Origin of the sequence: Rhodococcoides fascians NBRC 12155 = LMG 3623, from assembly GCF_001894785.1 — a bacterium.
In the GTDB taxonomy this organism is placed as follows: domain Bacteria; phylum Actinomycetota; class Actinomycetes; order Mycobacteriales; family Mycobacteriaceae; genus Rhodococcoides; species Rhodococcoides fascians.
In genome coordinates this window covers 332,642-348,375 of record NZ_BCWW01000002.1, presented here as the reverse complement: position 1 = coordinate 348,375, position 15,734 = coordinate 332,642, and the positions used below count along the sequence as shown (strand labels likewise).

16 protein-coding genes are annotated in these 15,734 nt (G+C 65.4%); 11 read left to right on the top strand and 5 right to left on the bottom strand.

Annotation, left to right across the window (positions count from 1 at the left end):
* Window positions 1-12 precede the first annotated feature (12 nt).
* From RFA01S_RS07630 to RFA01S_RS07610, 5 genes are all read left to right on the top strand, one after another.
* Complete coding sequence (locus RFA01S_RS07630; protein ID WP_032383057.1) at window positions 13-1,227, top strand: sialidase family protein; 1,215 nt, start codon at window positions 13-15, stop codon at window positions 1,225-1,227.
* On the top strand, window positions 1,224-1,916 hold the full coding sequence (locus RFA01S_RS07625) for an SDR family NAD(P)-dependent oxidoreductase (protein ID WP_032406150.1): 693 nt from the start codon (window positions 1,224-1,226) through the stop codon (window positions 1,914-1,916). The genes RFA01S_RS07630 and RFA01S_RS07625 overlap by 4 nt, the downstream gene beginning before the upstream one ends.
* A 72-nt stretch (window positions 1,917-1,988) precedes the next feature.
* Complete coding sequence (locus tag RFA01S_RS28110) at window positions 1,989-3,179, top strand: four-carbon acid sugar kinase family protein (RefSeq protein ID WP_052060417.1); 1,191 nt, start codon at window positions 1,989-1,991, stop codon at window positions 3,177-3,179.
* The gene (pdxA, locus tag RFA01S_RS28105; protein ID WP_032371816.1) at window positions 3,176-4,189 is read left to right on the top strand and encodes a 4-hydroxythreonine-4-phosphate dehydrogenase PdxA; all 1,014 of its coding nucleotides are present in this window, start codon (window positions 3,176-3,178) and stop codon (window positions 4,187-4,189) included. The genes RFA01S_RS28110 and pdxA overlap by 4 nt, the downstream gene beginning before the upstream one ends.
* A 14-nt stretch (window positions 4,190-4,203) precedes the next feature.
* The gene (locus RFA01S_RS07610) at window positions 4,204-4,965 is read left to right on the top strand and encodes a DeoR/GlpR family DNA-binding transcription regulator (protein ID WP_032389757.1); all 762 of its coding nucleotides are present in this window, start codon (window positions 4,204-4,206) and stop codon (window positions 4,963-4,965) included.
* Between the two features lie 192 nt (window positions 4,966-5,157).
* On the opposite strand, the gene RFA01S_RS07605 is transcribed toward RFA01S_RS07610, so the two are convergent.
* The gene (locus tag RFA01S_RS07605) at window positions 5,158-6,384 is read right to left on the bottom strand and encodes a sensor domain-containing protein (RefSeq protein WP_052060416.1); all 1,227 of its coding nucleotides are present in this window, start codon (window positions 6,382-6,384) and stop codon (window positions 5,158-5,160) included.
* Window positions 6,385-6,519: 135 nt separating this feature from the next.
* Here RFA01S_RS07605 and RFA01S_RS07600 point away from each other — a divergent pair, with 135 nt between their 5' ends.
* From RFA01S_RS07600 to RFA01S_RS07590, 3 genes are read left to right on the top strand one after another with little or no spacing between them, the layout of a single operon-like run.
* On the top strand, window positions 6,520-7,725 hold the full coding sequence (locus RFA01S_RS07600) for an MFS transporter (RefSeq protein WP_032406252.1): 1,206 nt from the start codon (window positions 6,520-6,522) through the stop codon (window positions 7,723-7,725).
* A 30-nt stretch (window positions 7,726-7,755) separates the two neighbouring features.
* Window positions 7,756-8,112: an ArsR/SmtB family transcription factor gene (locus tag RFA01S_RS27415; RefSeq protein ID WP_032406149.1), complete on the top strand. Its 357-nt coding sequence runs from the start codon at window positions 7,756-7,758 to the stop codon at window positions 8,110-8,112.
* Between the two features lie 53 nt (window positions 8,113-8,165).
* A complete protein-coding gene (locus tag RFA01S_RS07590; protein WP_052060415.1) occupies window positions 8,166-8,903 on the top strand; it encodes a TetR/AcrR family transcriptional regulator in 738 nt (245 codons plus the stop codon).
* Here the strand turns inward: RFA01S_RS07590 and RFA01S_RS07585 are convergent.
* Together RFA01S_RS07585 and RFA01S_RS07580 are read right to left on the bottom strand one after the other, a co-directional pair.
* On the bottom strand, window positions 8,876-9,844 hold the full coding sequence (locus tag RFA01S_RS07585) for an AurF N-oxygenase family protein (protein WP_032406148.1): 969 nt from the start codon (window positions 9,842-9,844) through the stop codon (window positions 8,876-8,878). The genes RFA01S_RS07590 and RFA01S_RS07585 overlap by 28 nt on opposite strands.
* 163 nt (window positions 9,845-10,007) lie before the next feature.
* On the bottom strand, window positions 10,008-10,331 hold the full coding sequence (locus RFA01S_RS07580) for a hypothetical protein (protein WP_139278407.1): 324 nt from the start codon (window positions 10,329-10,331) through the stop codon (window positions 10,008-10,010).
* Between the two features lie 155 nt (window positions 10,332-10,486).
* Between RFA01S_RS07580 and RFA01S_RS07575 the strand changes: the two genes are divergently transcribed.
* Window positions 10,487-11,281, top strand: coding sequence for an SDR family NAD(P)-dependent oxidoreductase (locus tag RFA01S_RS07575; RefSeq protein ID WP_032406147.1), 795 nt, complete (start codon window positions 10,487-10,489; stop codon window positions 11,279-11,281).
* Between the two features lie 10 nt (window positions 11,282-11,291).
* Here RFA01S_RS07575 and RFA01S_RS07570 read toward each other — a convergent pair whose 3' ends face one another.
* Entirely contained in the window at window positions 11,292-12,215 is a 924-nt protein-coding gene (locus tag RFA01S_RS07570; protein WP_052060413.1) for a GGDEF domain-containing protein, read from the bottom strand.
* Window positions 12,216-12,467: 252 nt separating this feature from the next.
* Here RFA01S_RS07570 and RFA01S_RS07565 point away from each other — a divergent pair, with 252 nt between their 5' ends.
* Entirely contained in the window at window positions 12,468-13,442 is a 975-nt protein-coding gene (locus tag RFA01S_RS07565) for a GGDEF domain-containing protein (RefSeq protein ID WP_072692047.1), read from the top strand.
* Between the two features lie 66 nt (window positions 13,443-13,508).
* Here the strand turns inward: RFA01S_RS07565 and RFA01S_RS07560 are convergent, their stop codons facing one another.
* Complete coding sequence (locus RFA01S_RS07560) at window positions 13,509-14,531, bottom strand: ABC transporter substrate-binding protein (protein ID WP_032406146.1); 1,023 nt, start codon at window positions 14,529-14,531, stop codon at window positions 13,509-13,511.
* Between the two features lie 170 nt (window positions 14,532-14,701).
* Between RFA01S_RS07560 and RFA01S_RS07555 the strand changes: the two genes are divergently transcribed.
* Window positions 14,702-15,706, top strand: a complete 1,005-nt coding sequence (locus RFA01S_RS07555; RefSeq protein ID WP_032406145.1) for a dioxygenase family protein — start codon at window positions 14,702-14,704, stop codon at window positions 15,704-15,706.
* Window positions 15,707-15,734: the final 28 nt, after the last annotated feature.

Sequence of the window (15,734 nt, the reverse complement as noted above, 5' to 3'; positions counted from 1 at the left end):
AAGAGGTAGAACATGAGCAACACGAGCTTCCTCACCCCCGGCGACCTCCTCGCCGACGGCACCCTGCGTGCGACGTCCGAGCCCGGTCGATCCGACGCGTTCCTCCCTGCCCCGCAGGTGCAGAATCATGCGGCGAATCTGGCGATCCTGCCCGACGGGGCCCTGGCATGTGTGTGGTTCGCCGGCACGCAGGAGGGTGTTCCCGACATCAGTGTCTGGTTCTCGCGCCTCGATGCCGAACAACAGCAGTGGAGCACCCCGATCCAGCTGTCCGACGACGGCACCCGTTCCGAGCAGAACCCCGTTCTGTTCGTTCGTGATTCGGGCGAGGTCTGGTTGCTGTGGACTTCTCAGCACGCCGGCAATCAGGACACCGCACGGGTACTGCGTCGCATCTCGTCCGACGGCGGGTCGACGTGGGGCGAGACGCACGTGTTGGTTCCCGAGACCGACGCGGGTGGCGTGTTCGTCCGGCAGCCCGTCGTACAGCTGGCAAAGGGACGCCTGTTGCTGCCGGTCTTTCACTGCGTCAAGATCGACGGACGGAAGTGGGTGGGCGATCGCGACTACAGCGGGGTCCTGATCTCCGACGACGACGGTGCGACGTGGCGTGAGGTCGTCGTGCCAGGCAGCCTCGGATGCGTCCACATGAACATCGTTGTGCAACAGGACGGTTCGCTGGTGGCGTTGTACCGCAGCCGCTGGGCCGATCACATCTACCGAAGCGTCTCGACCGACGACGCCGAGACGTGGAGCGCCCCGGTCGCCACCGAGCTGCCGAACAACAACTCCTCCATTCAGGTCGTCGGGCACGGCGACGGAACCCTCGCGCTCGTGTACAACCACTCTTCCGCGCTCGACGCCACCGCCCGCCGAGTATCGCTCTACGACGAGATCGACGACGACGGACTGGCCGAGGGCACCGACACCTCCGAGAGTCCTCTCGACGACGGTGACGACCGCGCCGCATTCTGGGGTGCACCGCGTGCCCCGATGACGCTGGCACTCTCGTCCGACGGTGGCGTGACCTGGCCGGTTCGGCGCAACCTCGACGAGGGCGATGGTTACTGCTTGACCAACAACTCCAGGGATGGGTCGAACCGCGAGTTCTCGTACCCGTCGATCGTGTACGGCCCCGACGGCCGAATTCACGTTGCGTACACGTACTTTCGCCAGGCCATCAAGTACGTTCGGCTCGAGCCGACCTGGATCGGTGACGGCCGGTGACATCCCCATTGCATGCCGTCGTGACCGGAGTGAGCAGCGGCATCGGTGCATCGATCGCTCGGACGCTGTCCGACCGCGGCTGGCAGGTGACCGGCCTGAGCCGTTCTCGACCTGCGACCGGCTTCGAGGACGGCGGCCCACATCGGTGGATCGGCGTGGATCTGGCCGACAGTGCGGCGGTATCTGCCGTCGTCGACCGACTGCCCGACCCCCATTCGATCGTCCATGCCGCGGGAGTCCAGCGTTCGGGGCGGCTCGGCGCGCTCGATCCCGCGCACAGCGAGGTGATGTGGCGGGTGCACGTGGCAGCGGCCGAGATTCTGGTGAACGGGCTGGTGCCTCGGATGGTCGACGGCGGTCGAGTGGTCATGATCGGCAGCAGGACGATGACCGGGGTGGCAGGCAAGAGCCAGTACGTCGCCACCAAGTCCGCGTTGACGGGCATGGCCCGATCGTGGGCCATGGAGTTGGTCTCGCGCGGAATCACCGTCAACGTTGTCGCGCCGGGCCCGACGGACACACCGATGCTCAACGATCCCGGACGCGTCTCCACCCCTCCGATCACGCCGCCGTTGGGTCATTTCATCGCTCCGGAGGAAGTCGCCGAGACTGTCGCGTTCCTGCTCTCCCCGCACGGACGCAGCATCACCGGGCAGACGATCGTCCAGTGCGCAGGAACGTCGCTATGAAGCTGCGTGAAACACGCAATAGTGCTACCTTGAAGTGCGCACACAGCGCAGAATTGAAGGGGTGAGCGCACGATGACCATCCCGCAGCGCCCCGCAATCGCAATTCTCGCCGACGACCTGTCGGGTGCAGCAGAATCGGCCGCACTGTTCCTCGATCGTGACGTGTCACTGCGAATCGACATCGGCAGCATCGACGACGGGACCGACACCGACGTCTGCGTCGTCGATCTCGGCACCCGAGTCATGTCCCCCGACGAGGCCGCGGCCCGCGTACGTGAGTCCATCGCACTACTGCCGTCGCACGTCACGGTCGTGAAGAAGATCGATTCGATGCTGCGCGGACACATTGCCGCCGAGGTCGAATCGCTGCTCGCCACCGGCCCCGTCGTGTTCGCCGCCGGGCTTCCCGCTCTCGGCCGCACCGTCGAGAACGGCGTCCCTCACATCGACGGCGTTCCGCTGCATCTCAGCGGCCGGTGGGCCATGGAGCCCACCGAGGCTCCGTCCTCGATCACCGAGCTCTTCGGACGAGTCCCCACTGTCACCGTCGCATCCGACGACGGCCCCGAAGCACTTCGTGCTGCAGTCGATTCCGGCGCAGTGGCAGTGTTCGACGTCCGGTCCGATGCAGACCTCGACGCCATCGTGGCGGTGTCGGCGAACATTCCGGGTGTCCGACTCGTCGGCACCTCGGCGCTGGCGGCGGCCGTGGCGCGTACCCTCGATCCTCGATATCGCGACGCTGCGGCAGTGACCCAGGATTCGGTTCTCGTCGTCGTCGGAACCGCCGAATCGGTTGCGATGCAGCAAGTATCGGAGTTGGTCGAGGCCGGTGCAACGCACGTCGCCGTCCACGTCGACGAGTTGCCGCAGACCCACGCCTGCGCAGACAGGGTGCGCAGCGCCCTGTCCGACGGAACGGTGGTGCTGTCCCTGGCGGGGCCGGTGGACGCGTCGCGCTCGGCCGACATATCCCAGGCGCTCGCCGGCACGGTCGCCGAGGCTGTTCGCGGGCTCTCGGTGAGTCTCGTACTCACCGGCGGGGAAACCGCCCGCCGGGTGCTCGACGGCCTGGGTGTCACCGCCCTTCGTCCGGTTGCCGAAATCCATCACGGGGCGGTCGTATCCCGCACACCCGCAGGCGAATACGTCGCCACCCGCCCCGGGAGCTTCGGCGGCCCGGACAGTCTCGTCGCAATGGCCGCGTACCTACACGGCACTGCTCGTACGCTTTCTTCTTCTCACAGTGAGGCTTTGACATGACCACAGCACTTCGGCCGTACATCGCGGTAACCATGGGCGACGGCGCGGGCATCGGCCCCGAGGTCATCGTGCCCGCCATGATCGATCCGGCAACGCTCGAACGGTGCAAGCCTGTCGTCATCGGCGATGCTCCGCGGCTGCGCCTGGCCGCTCAGGTTCTCGGGGTGGACGTCGACATCGTCACGATCGACACCGTCGATGCCGCACAGTTCAGCCCGCGGCGCATCAACGTGATCGATCTCGGCCTGCTTCCCGACGACCTCCAGTGGGGGCAGTTGTCGGCCGTGGCAGGCGACGCCGCGTTCCACTACATCCGCGTTGCAAGCGAACTCGCCGTGAGAGGTGAAGTCCAGGCCATCTGCACCGCCCCGCTCAACAAGGAGGCCTTGCACGCCGCCGGGCACATCTTCCCGGGCCACACCGAGCTGCTGGCCCACCTGACCGGCACCGAGGAGGTGTCGATGATGCTGTCCACCCCCAAGCTCAAGGTCATTCACGTCACCACGCACATCGGTCTGCTCGACGCCGTCGCGAAGATCGAGCCGGGACTCGTCGAGCGAACGATCCGACGCGGACATGAGGCCCTCGTCCGCTCGGGCACTCCGAACCCGAAAATCGGTGTGTGTGGCATCAATCCGCATGCCGGCGAGAACGGCTTGTTCGGCTACGGCGAGGAGGACCTCAAGATCGTGCCTGCCGTCGAGAAGTTGAAGGCCGACGGCATCGATGCGGTGGGCCCGCTGCCCGCCGACACCGCGTTCTTCCTGGCCGGCCGAGGCGATTACGACTTGATCGTCGCGATGTACCACGACCAGGGTCACGGCCCGGTCAAGGTGCTCGGAATCGAGGCAGGCGTCAACATCACCGTCGGCCTGCCGGTCATCCGCACCTCCGTCGATCACGGCACTGCGTTCGATATTGCAGGTAAGGGCATCGCCGAAGCCGGTAGCATGGTCGAAGCCCTGCGGCAGGCCGCCGAATTGGCAACGAGCCCAGCATTACTGGGCTGACGAGGGGGTAGTAGGTGCGAGCATCGGAAGCGCGGCGCGGCGAGATCGTCCGGCTGGCCAAGTCCGGTGGCCTCACCAGCGTCGACGAGCTGTCGTCACTGTTCCAGGTGACGGCCTCGACCATCAGGCGCGATCTCGATCACCTCACCAAGCAGGGGCTTCTGGCCCGCACCTACGGCGGGGCCATTGCCATCGGCAGCCGTCACGAGGCGTCGGTGAAGCAACGCTCCCTCGAGGGATACGAGGCCAAGCGGCTCATCGCGGCCAAGGCCGCGGAGTGCGTGCAGCCCGGGGAAACCGTCCTGCTCGACGCGGGAACGACGGTCGGTGCCATGGCGGAATATCTGCGTCATGCCGTCGACCTCACCGTCATCGCGGCTGGATTGACGGCGCTCGAGGCGTTGGCCGACGCCGACGAGGTGCACGTCGAGTGCATCGGCGGCACATTACGGCACCTGAGCCAGGGTTTCGTCGGTCCTCTCGCCGAGGCGTCGCTGCGACGAGTGTCCTTCGATCGGGCGTTCCTCGGTGCCGACGCCGTCGCCGCCGATTTCGGGATCTGCGAAGCGGGTTACGAGCAGACTCAACTCAAGGAGTTGATGATGGAACGTGCCACGACGACGTACATCCTGGCGCATTCGACCAAGCTCGGCCAGAAGCCCTTTCACGCCTGGGCCCCGATTCCGCCGGGCACCACGCTCATCACCGATTCCGATGCCGCGCCGGAGCAGATCGAGGCCTTCCGTGACAGTGGCGTGGAAGTGGTGCTCGCGTAGTCCGCACCCCTTCGGGCGGGTCGACGCCGTGCAGACGACGCAGACGCGAACAATCCGGTCCCCGCATCCCCGCCGCCCCGCTCACCCCCTACCGGCGGATCAATGCGACTTTGTTGCACTCCAAGCGACTGCAAGCCACATTGATCCGCCATGGCGAGGGGTCAGCCGAACGTCGGGGAGCCGCACGAGGGGTCAGCGTCGTTTCGACGAGTACATGCGTTCGTCCGCGATGTGCAGTAATTTTTCGGGGCTGACGGGTTTGTCCCAGCTCCATCCGACGCTGACCGATGCGGGTACCGGAACACCGTCGATGAGGTACGGGCCGGCCAGTAGCACCCGCACTCGTGCGGCGAGGCGTTCGACGCTGTCGGCCGATCGGGAGCTACGCAGCAGAGCGACGAATTCGTCGCCTCCGGTGCGGCAGGCGATGTCTCCGGCGCGGAGGTTGGCGCGGATGCGGGCTCCGATGGCGGCGAGCAGTCGGTCGCCTACTGCGTGGCCGTATCGATCGTTGACGGATTTGAAGGAGTCGATGTCGACGAACAGGATTCCGACCGGGTTCTCGTCGGCGGCTTCCTTGAGGGCCTGAAGTTCTGCCATCAACCGTCGGCGATTGGCCAGGCCGGTCAGGTCGTCGATCAACAGTTGGCGCTCGAGTGCCGCCTCGGCAGTTTTGCGTGCGGTGATGTCCTGGATCTGCGCGATGATGATGTCGCCGTCGTCGTTGTCTCGTACCACGGTGGCGTTCCGCTGGACCCAGATGGTGGCTCCGTCCTTGCGGATGTATCTCTTCTCCGATGCCACGCTGGTGAGCGTCCCGTCGGCCAAACCGGCAAGGTGGTGGTCTGCCATCGCGATGTCGTCGGGATGCGTGAGGTCTCGAAAAGTTTTCTGCAGCAGTTCTTCCGAGGTGTATCCGAGGAGATCGCACAGCGCTTTGTTCACTTGCAGCCAGCGGCCGTCGGTTGTCAGTAGCGCTTTGCCAATTGGTGCGTACTCCATCGCGATCTGGAAGAGGCGCACGGCGCGGTCGCGTTCACGTTCGGCTTCGGCTCGGGCGCTGACGTCGACGACCATTTCCGTGAACCCGACGACGACGCCGTCGACGAAGTCGGAAACGTAGGTGGCCTGGGTGACGCGTACGACGCCGTTGACGTCGATGAGTGTGCGGTCGAACTGTTGTTGCTCGCCGGCGAGAGCTCCGGAAATGTAGGGCCTGTTCAGTTCGTACAGCCCCTCACCGAGGAGCTCGCTGATGTGCATACCGACCAGGCGCGCCGGCTCGATGCCGAAGTAGTCGGCATAGACCTTGTTGGCGAAGACGTTGCGCTCCGAGCTGTCCCAGTAGCCGATCATCGACGGCAGCTGGTCGATGGCGCGTGCCAGTTGCCCCACTGGATACGTGCGCTGATCGGCCATTGACCACCCCTGGATATTCGTTGAGCCGACAACCGACAACGCTACAGAAAATAGCCCCTTCGTGGGGCGTTCGTCGGTGCATCTTCAATAAAACATATGAGTGCGCAAGTGCGCACGCATATGTACAGTGAACGCATGCTTCGGCACAATCACACTTTCCGACGCCTGTTCACCGCACAGGTGGTCGCACTCGTGGGCACCGGGTTGTTGACGGTGGCGCTCGGGCTCTTGGCCTACGACATCGCCGGCAGCGCCGCCGGAGCCGTCCTCGGCACCGCATTGGCGATCAAGATGATCTCGTATGTGGTTGTTGCGCCGGTTGTTTCGTCACTGACCGGCTCAGTGCCGCGCAAGCTCGTCCTCGTCATCGCGGACGCCATTCGAGCGCTCACCGCGCTGGCGCTGCCCTTCGTCGATCAGGTGTGGCAGGTCTACGTCCTGATATTCGTGCTGCAGGCGGCGTCGGCCACGTTCACACCCACCTTTCAGGCCGTCATCCCGTCCGTCGTGCCGGACGCACAGCAGTACACCCGCGCGCTCACGCTCTCCCGCCTGGCCTACGACCTCGAGTCCCTGGTGAGCCCGCTGATCGCCGCCGCACTGCTGACGGTCGTCACCTTCCACACCCTGTTCGTCGGGACGGCGGTGGGGTTCGTCGCCTCCGCAGCGATGGTGATCGGCACAGCCCTTCCCAGATACGCTGCACCACAACACAAGAAACCGCTCGACGGCATAGCGGCGTTCGTCCGGCAGCGGGAACTCCAGGGTCTGCTGGCACTGAACATCGTGGTCGCCGCAGCCACGGCTCTCGTACTCGTCAATACCGTTGTCTACGTTCGTGATCTGTTCGGCGGCTCGAGCACCCAATTGGCTGTCGCACTCGGCTGTTTCGGTGCGGGGTCGATGGCGGCGGCGCTGCTCGTTCCGAAAGCCCTCGAGCGGATCTCCGACCATCGCCTCATGCTCGCCGGTGCCGCCGTCGCTGTCGTCGGCACCGCAGCCGCAGCACTCGTGGCCACTCTCGGCGGCGGACCGACCGCGTGGACCACCCTGGCGATCACGTGGTCGATCCTGGGTATCGGCACCTCGCTGATCAACACGCCGTCGGCGAGGATCTTGCGACGAGAGTCGGACGAACACAGCCGAACCTCGATCTTCGCCGCTCAGTTCTCCCTGTCCCATGCGGCGTTTCTGCTCACGTATCCGTTGGCCGGTTGGGTCGGGGCGCAGTTCGGACTGCTCGCCGCGGCGACGGTGCTCACGGCCTTGGCTACACTTGCGGCACTGTCCGCAGCACGCCTGTGGAGTCGCTCCCGAATCCCGGTCGCCGCCTCCGCATGAGGAGACGCCGTCCACAAAGGAGACACCTCGATGCCACCGAAGAAGGAACAGCGCATCAGTCTCCATCACGAGGCACAACCCGACTCCGCGCGACTGGCGACAGCAACCGACACGTTCCGGATGCTGTCCGATCCCACTCGGCTGCACATACTCTGGCTACTCGATCGCGGCCCCGCCGACGTCAGCGAGCTCACCGCGGCCACCGGCACGTCCCGCACTGCCGTCAGCCAACATCTGGCCAAGCTCCGGTTCACCGGCCTGGTCGAGACTCGCCGCGACGGGCGCAACGTCATCTACAACCTGGTCGACGGGCACCTCGCTCGGCTGGTGCGTGAGGGCCTCAATTTTGCCGACCACAAGGTCACCGGTGAACCCCCGCACGAGTGACCTCCGAACCCCAACGCGCCCACAGCAGCCCGTGGAACATGAGACCATGCAGCATGAGTGACGGTGGCGCACGACCGAAGGCCGATGGCCGCAAGCGGCGGTGGGAACAGCACAACACCGATCGTCGACGCCACATCATCGAGGCCGCGATGACGGTACTGGCCCGTGACATCGCTCCCGGGGAGCGTCTGACCACTGCACAGATCTCGGCCGAGGCGGGCGTTCATCGCACCGGCCTCTACCGCTATTTCAACGATCGCACCGATCTCGACACCGCGATTCAACGTGCCATCTGCAAGCAGTTGAGCGCTGCGCTGGTCGCCTCGTTCGCGTTGACCGGCACACCACGCGATGTGGTGCATCGTGTGGTGAGTACCTACGTCCGCTGGGTCGCCGAGCACCCCGCGTGGACGCGTTTCGTCGAGCAGGATGTCAGTGCCGAGTCGCCCAGTCCGCTCGAGGAGACCAATGCCCTGCTCGCCGAGCAGCTGGAGGTCAGCGTCGCGGCGTTCCTCGCGTTGGTGAATGCGGATCTGTCGCCGGAGGATTGGTCGCTGGTACGCCCGTGGGTCGCGGGACTGGTCTCCGGATGCATGGGCGCGGTGCGCAGCTGGAGCGCGCAAACCGAATCACGCACCGGCCTGGATCATTTCGCGACGTTCCTGGCCGACACCATCTGGCTGCAGGTCAAAGGACTTGGGGCATCCCGCGGAATCGCGATACCCCAAGTCCCTCTCGAATCTGTCACCGGCCCCCAGGCAGCTCAGCCGAACGAGGGCTCACTGCGGTAGCGCGACGGCCGTCCGTCGATTCCGAGGGCGCGCCACACGCGCTTGGAGACGCGGTTCATCAGTCCCAGTTCACCGGCGAGCATCCGCACGTCACCGAACGTGTCCCGCAATGCCTTTCGTGACGGCTCGCTGTTCCACCACACGGCGTCGACGACCTCGTCGGGGATGTCGAGTTCGCGTCGCATCTGCTTGCTCGGCTTCATGATGACGTCGCACAGCAGCCGCATGATCACGGGCGTCAGGATCGAGATCGACGCCTTCTCGACGGGGCCGAGGCGAGGAGCCTTGTACCGCAGGTACTGATGCGCGAAGCCGATGTGGCGGGCTTCCTCGGCGATGTGGATCTGCATCACGCGCTGGACCAACGGGTGGCCGACTGCGCCCCCGCGCAGAACGCCCTTCTGCATGTGGTCGATCGGCTCTTCGCCCGCGAGGACGCCGACGAAGAATCCGAACGGTGCCGAGCGACTGGCGAACACCGTGAGCATCGGCACGATCTTGCGGAACCATCCGGGTCCGCCCGGCACGTCGATGCCGATGCGGTTCACCAACTCCTGGAACATCTGGGTGTGGTGGCACTCTTCGGTGGCCTCGTGCGTCGAGTACCGGAATTCCGGCGAGTCGTTGGGCAGCGTGAGGGCGTACTGCATGAGGCCGCTGATGAGGATCTGCTCGAACTGCAGTCCCACCTTGACCATGCTGGCCTGGCGATACATACCGATGTGGATCTGCCGATCCAGGGGAAGCGACTTGTACCAGTCCGTGTGTCCGAGCGGATCCTCGTCCGGGAGTACCCACCGGGGATCGTTGGGAACGATCGCGTATTCGGGCTCGTCCCAGGGAATGTCGAGGAAGGCGTCGAAGTGCTGATGCACCGATGCCGTCGACAAGGAGTGCAAGGTGTCTCGGTAGTGCGTTCGTGCGTCGTCGACTGCAGTCATGGTGGTCCTTCCGCCTGCGTCCCGAACAATCTTTACGCTACAGAGCGTCACATACAAATCCCGTTAGTGCAACGGACCGTCGCAGATACTTGCCGAAATGTTGCCGAAGACGGCGAGAGCCGGCCGACGCGTCGTCGACCGGCTCTCGCCACGAACCCTCACCTCACCAGTGCGGCAGCACCATCAACAGGAAGCCGAGACCGATGAGAACGCCGACCGCTCCGGTGCCGATGGCGAGCGCGGTATCGCTGCGTTCGGCGCGCGGCCCGGAGAGATCCGGGCTTCGATCCGCCCACAGCGCGGACACGATGGCGATCAGGCCGGCTGCGATGCCGAGGCCGGCTGCCCAGAACGACACGATCGACAGAGCGCCGAACATCACGGCGATCTCGGTCACCTGCGTTCGGGTGCGAATATGTCGATTCCACCACCGCGGCGGCACGTCATCCATGTCGTGAGCGTCGAAATCGGGGGATGTCACTGTCACTGTTCTCTCCTTCCTCAGGCTCGCTGAGCTGGGGTTTGTTGCACGAAAGTATGCCTCTCCATTTTGGCACCCGACGCCCGAGAGTGCTAATCCCAAATTAGTTGCATACGCGCTATAACGGCGTAGGCTCACAACGGACACGACGAGGAGGATCCATGCACATCGATCTCGACGGACGTACCGCCCTGGTGTCCGGCTCCACGCAGGGAATCGGCTTGGCGATCGCTACGGCGCTTGCTCAGTCGGGTGCCCGGGTGGTGATCAACGGGCGCTCGCAGGCCACCGTGGACACAGCCGAGCAGCAGATACTCGACACCGTTCCGGGCGCGCGTGTCATCGGCGTCGCCGCCGACCTCGCCACCGCCGAGGGCGTCGAGCTACTCACCGCGCGCGTCCCCGCGGTCGACATCCTCGTCAACAACCTCGGCATCTTCGGATCCAAGCCCGCCCTCGAGATCGACGACGACGAATGGCGTCGCTACTTCGAGGTCAACGTGCTCTCGGCCGTCCGCCTGATCCGCACCTACCTGCCCGGGATGATGGAATTCGGTTGGGGCCGAGTGCAGAACATCTGTAGCGACTCCGCCGTGGTCATTCCCGAGGAGATGATCCACTACGGCATGACGAAGACCGCGTTGCTGGCCGTGAGTCGCGGATTCGCCAAAGCTGCTGCCGGGACCGGAGTTACGGTCAATTCCGTCATCGTCGGCCCCACCCATACCGGCGGGGTGGAGGATTTCGTGGCCGAGCTCGTCGGCGACGACCTCCCGTGGGACGAGGCTCAGGCGACCTTCATGAAGAACCATCGCCCGAACTCGTTGATAGGCAGACTGATCGAGCCCGAGGAAGTCGGCAACATGATCGTCTACTTGAGCTCGGATCAGGCGTCGGCCACCACCGGTGGCGCTCTGCGGGTCGACGGCGGTTACGTCGATTCCATCCTGCCCTGACCGAGCACTGTCAGCGGCTGCGGCGCAGCATCTTTCGGCGGTACATGTCGGCGTCGGCAACCTGGGTCAGCGCCTCGAGTGCGTCGGGTCCGGGGGAACCGACGGCGATACCGTACGTGACCGAGACGACATGCCCGTCGACGAGTTCCTGCGCGAGAGTGTCGATCTGCGCCGTGTCGAGTCCGGCGACGAGGACGATGAACTCGTCGCCGCCGAGCCGGGCGATCACACTTCCGGCCGGTGTTTTCTCCGTCAGCGTGTCGGCGAGCCCGATCAGGATGCGGTCGCCCGCAGCGTGGCCGTCCCTGTCGTTGACGGCTTTGAAGTGGTCGACATCGAACACGATCGCGGCGATGTTCTCTGATCGACGAGCCGCTCGGGCAGCGAGATTTGTCGCCGCGTCGACGGCACCGGCGCGGTTGAACACCCCGGTGAGCGGGTCACGGAGAGCGCCGGCGATGAGGGCGGCACCGAGAGCACCGAACACCTCGGCGGCAGCGAGAATGCACACGACATAGAGCGCGCCCCACAGCATCGGTGCCGGGGCAGGCGCGAGCAGCAGTGCCGTGGCCGACAGCAGAGCCAACGCCACACACAGGACCCGTGCCACGACGACGGGATACGTCGCGCGCAGGTAGAGCGCCAGAAACATAGCTGGAATCAACGCCCACACCTGGGCAGCGAGATTCTGATGGGTCAGCATCGTCAGCGCTGGAGCCAGTGCCGCACACGCAATGGCGATCCCCTGCCGCACCGGGCCTGGTCGACGAGACAGGATCGCGACGAATCCCACCGCAGCGACCACTGCGGCCCACATCTCACCCATGGCCCCGGCACCGTTCGTGTCGGCCCAGGATGCGATGAACGCGGCCGAATAGAGCACCAGCTGTACAGCGAGCAGGGACGACAGAACGCGGCGACGCGAGTCGATCACCACCGACCCCGCGCTCGCCGGCTGCCTGTTTCGCCGTGGGGACACAGCTCATCATCGCCGCCTACCCGCTGGCGTTACCGGACTGCCCCGTACTTTTCCTGCACCAGCAACACGATCAGCCGAAAAAGCGGGCACGCTGTGGCGGCATTCACCGCCGCCGATGAGCTCGTCCGTTGCGAAAATCATCGCAGGCAACGGAACGGCGGGGTCGTGGTCGAGACAGGTGCCGTGCGCCCTGGCAGGGTATTGGCCATGCCCTCGTTCCCTCACGTTCCGCATCCGAGTTCGGTGCACGGTACGGCGGGTCTACGGACGCGGCTGTTGATGTACTTTCTGCTGGCCACAACCGGTCTCTATGCAGTAGGGGTGATCTTGACGTTGCTGCCTCACGGCGACCGGGTGACGTCCGATGTCACCGGTGGTGTCGTAGCTGTCGGTCTGGGAGCGGCCGGCGTGGTGGTGCTGTGGGTTCGACCCGGTACCGCGGTGGCGCTTCGGCTTGCCCTGGCCGCGGCGATGGTGGCGACACCCGCGGTGATGGCGTTCCATCGGCTCGCGGCGGCACAGAGCCAGTGTCTGATCGCGGCGATGTTTCTGGCGATGTACATCCGTGCGTTCCATCGGGACGGACCCGGCAGAGTGCTGGTCGGCGTGCTCGTGGTGAGTGTGCTGTCTGCGGTGTGGGTTTCTCCTGCTCCGATGTATCCAATTTCGTACCTGATCTTCGGCGTCGCGGTGATTGCCGCAGGCGAGGCGTTCGGTGTGGTGACCAAGGCTCTCATCGTGGCGTCGTGCACCGATCCTCTGACCGGAGTGTTCAACCGGGCGGGATGGGAGATGGCCGCGGCCGAGGTGGCAGGCAGCAGGACTGCGGAGCTTCCGGTCGCGGTGGTGATCGTCGACGTGGACAATTTCAAGGCCGTCAACGATTCGGGCGGACATCGTGCGGGTGACGAACTGCTGATCGATCTGGCGCAGTCCTGGACCCGCGCAGCTCCCTCCGACGCCGTGATCGCTCGTCTGGGTGGTGACGAGTTCGCGGCGCTCCTGACAGGGCACAGCCGTGATGCGGTCGACGAGTTCGCCCGGATCACCACCGAGTCGTTGCCCTACGCCAGCGTCGGAACAGCTCAGTCCACGGATCCGCAGGAGTCTGTCTCGGACATCCTCGCCCGCGCGGACGAAAATCTGTACGGCGTCAAACATGTTCGCCGAGAACGCCCTTGAGGAGTCGGTGTCATGGGGGGAATCCCCACGCCGCCAAACCAAATCCCTACCCGCATCGCTGCCGCGTCAGCTCCCGGCTACCGCGGTAGCCCGAGCGAGTCCGTCGACGAGGGTCGGCAGGAAGTACGGAATCGACAGTGCCGTCGGGCCTACTGCGGCCCCGGCTTCCTGGCCGACGAATCCTGCCACTGCTCCCCCGGCGACGGCCGGGATCTGCCGCGTCACCGGTGAACCCGTGAATTCGGCCAGTGCAGCGTCGGTGTCGACCTGAGTGAACACCACGTCGGCGTCGATTTTCGAGATGTTCTCCGCCGAGACGGTGGTAGAGAACGTCGAGTCGCCACTCGCCAGGGCCGTCACCGACGGGTCCGAGGTGAAGCCGAGATTCTCGAGCAACTCCACTCGCGGGTCGGACGGCAGCAGCAGGTAGTAGACATCTGCGGCCTCGGACACGTAAGCGATTGTGCGGCCCTCGAACTCGGGATGTTGCGAGCCTGCGTCGGTGACCTGCTTGTCCAGATCGGCCACGAGTTGACGAGCCCGATCCGGCACGCCCAGCACGTCGCCCGTGGTGGTGATGACATCGCGCCACGGCGTCGACCACAGCTCTTCCGGCGGTGCGATGACGGGAATTCCGGCGTCGGTCACCGCGTCGTACTCGGCCTGGGTCAGACCCGAATGCGGGGCGAGCAGAACGTCGGGGTCGGCAGCGAGCACCTTCTCGACCGTCAATGCGTCGGTCACGTTGTCCAGCAACGTCGGAGCGGGGCCACCGCTCGCGTCGATGGCGTCGGAGATCCACGGATAGATCAGGTCGTCCCCGCCGCCGTATTCGGCCGACGGCATGGCCACCGGCACCACGCCCAGTGCGAGCACGGCGTCGGTGGTGCCGAAGCCCCACGTGGCAATACGCTCGGGCACGACGTCGAGTGTGGTCTCGCCGTACATGTGCTGCACGGTCAACGGAAACGAGTCGGTGGACGACGCGGCGGGGGCGGAAGCGTCGTCGGCATCGGACGAGCTGCAGCTCACCAGGGCGAGCGAGGTGAGCACCGCGGCAGCGAGGCTGGTCAGTACACGATGAGTCATGAAAAGTCCTGTATGTCGGGGTAGTGACTAGAGGTTAGCCTTAGCTTCCCTGAACTGCGAAATCGGCCTCCCAGGAACCTCCCAGCCGGAGCCCAGGGTTCTCCCCGGATCTCCGCAGAGTATTGGCACTACCGAAACATCCAGTGCCACATCGAAGGAGACAGAGCACGATGCCTCGTATTCCCGAACCCATGAACACCCCCGACGGACCCGCATACGAAGGTCGACTGCTCGACCGTCCCGACGAGGAGGTGGTCGATCAGGGTGCCGCGTTCGACATCACCACCCTTCTGACCCGCCGCCGCGTTCTGAGCATCGTCGGAGCCGGTGCCGGCGCACTCGCCCTCGCGGCGTGCTCGAGCACGTCGAACGCCGGAAGTACCACCACCACAGCTGCATCCACGACGGCGACCGCTGCCTCGGCCACGAGCGAGATTCCGCAGGAGACCAACGGCCCGTATCCCGCCGACGGCACCAACGGCGTCAACGTTCTCGAAGAATCGGGAATCGTTCGCCGCGACGTGACGTCGAGCCTCGACGGTGGCACCACCGTCAGCGGTGTGCCACTGTCGTTCACGTTCACCCTCACCGACATGGCAAACGACAACCGCCCCTTCGAGGGGGCAGCGGTGTACCTGTGGCAGTGCGACGCGAACGGCAAGTACTCGATGTACTCCGAGGGTGCCGAGGACGAGACGTACCTGCGCGGTGTGCAGACGGCCGATGCGAGCGGGAGCGCCACCTTCGACACCATCGTGCCCGGCTGCTACTCCGGCCGCTGGACGCACATGCACTTCGAGGTCTACCCCGACGCAGCGTCGGCAACCAACGCGGAGAACGCAATTGCCACGTCGCAGGTCGCCTTTCCGCAGGAGATTCTGAACGACATCTACCAGCTCGACACCTATCCGGGCTCCGCGAGCAACCTCGCCCAGCTCGGCAGTCTCGACAACGACAACGTGTTCGGCGACGGCTACGACCTGGAGATGGGCACCTTCACCGGCGACCCCACGAGCGGCTACGTCGGCTCGCTGGCAGTCGCGATCGACACCACCACCGAACCCGCCATGAGCGCAGCGCCTTCCGGCGGCGGTGCGGGCGGCGGGGGCGGACAACCGCCGATGGGCGGCACACCCCCGGCCGGCGGACCTGCCGGAACCGCTCCCACCAACTGACCCTCCCCGACCTTACCCACCGAAGGAA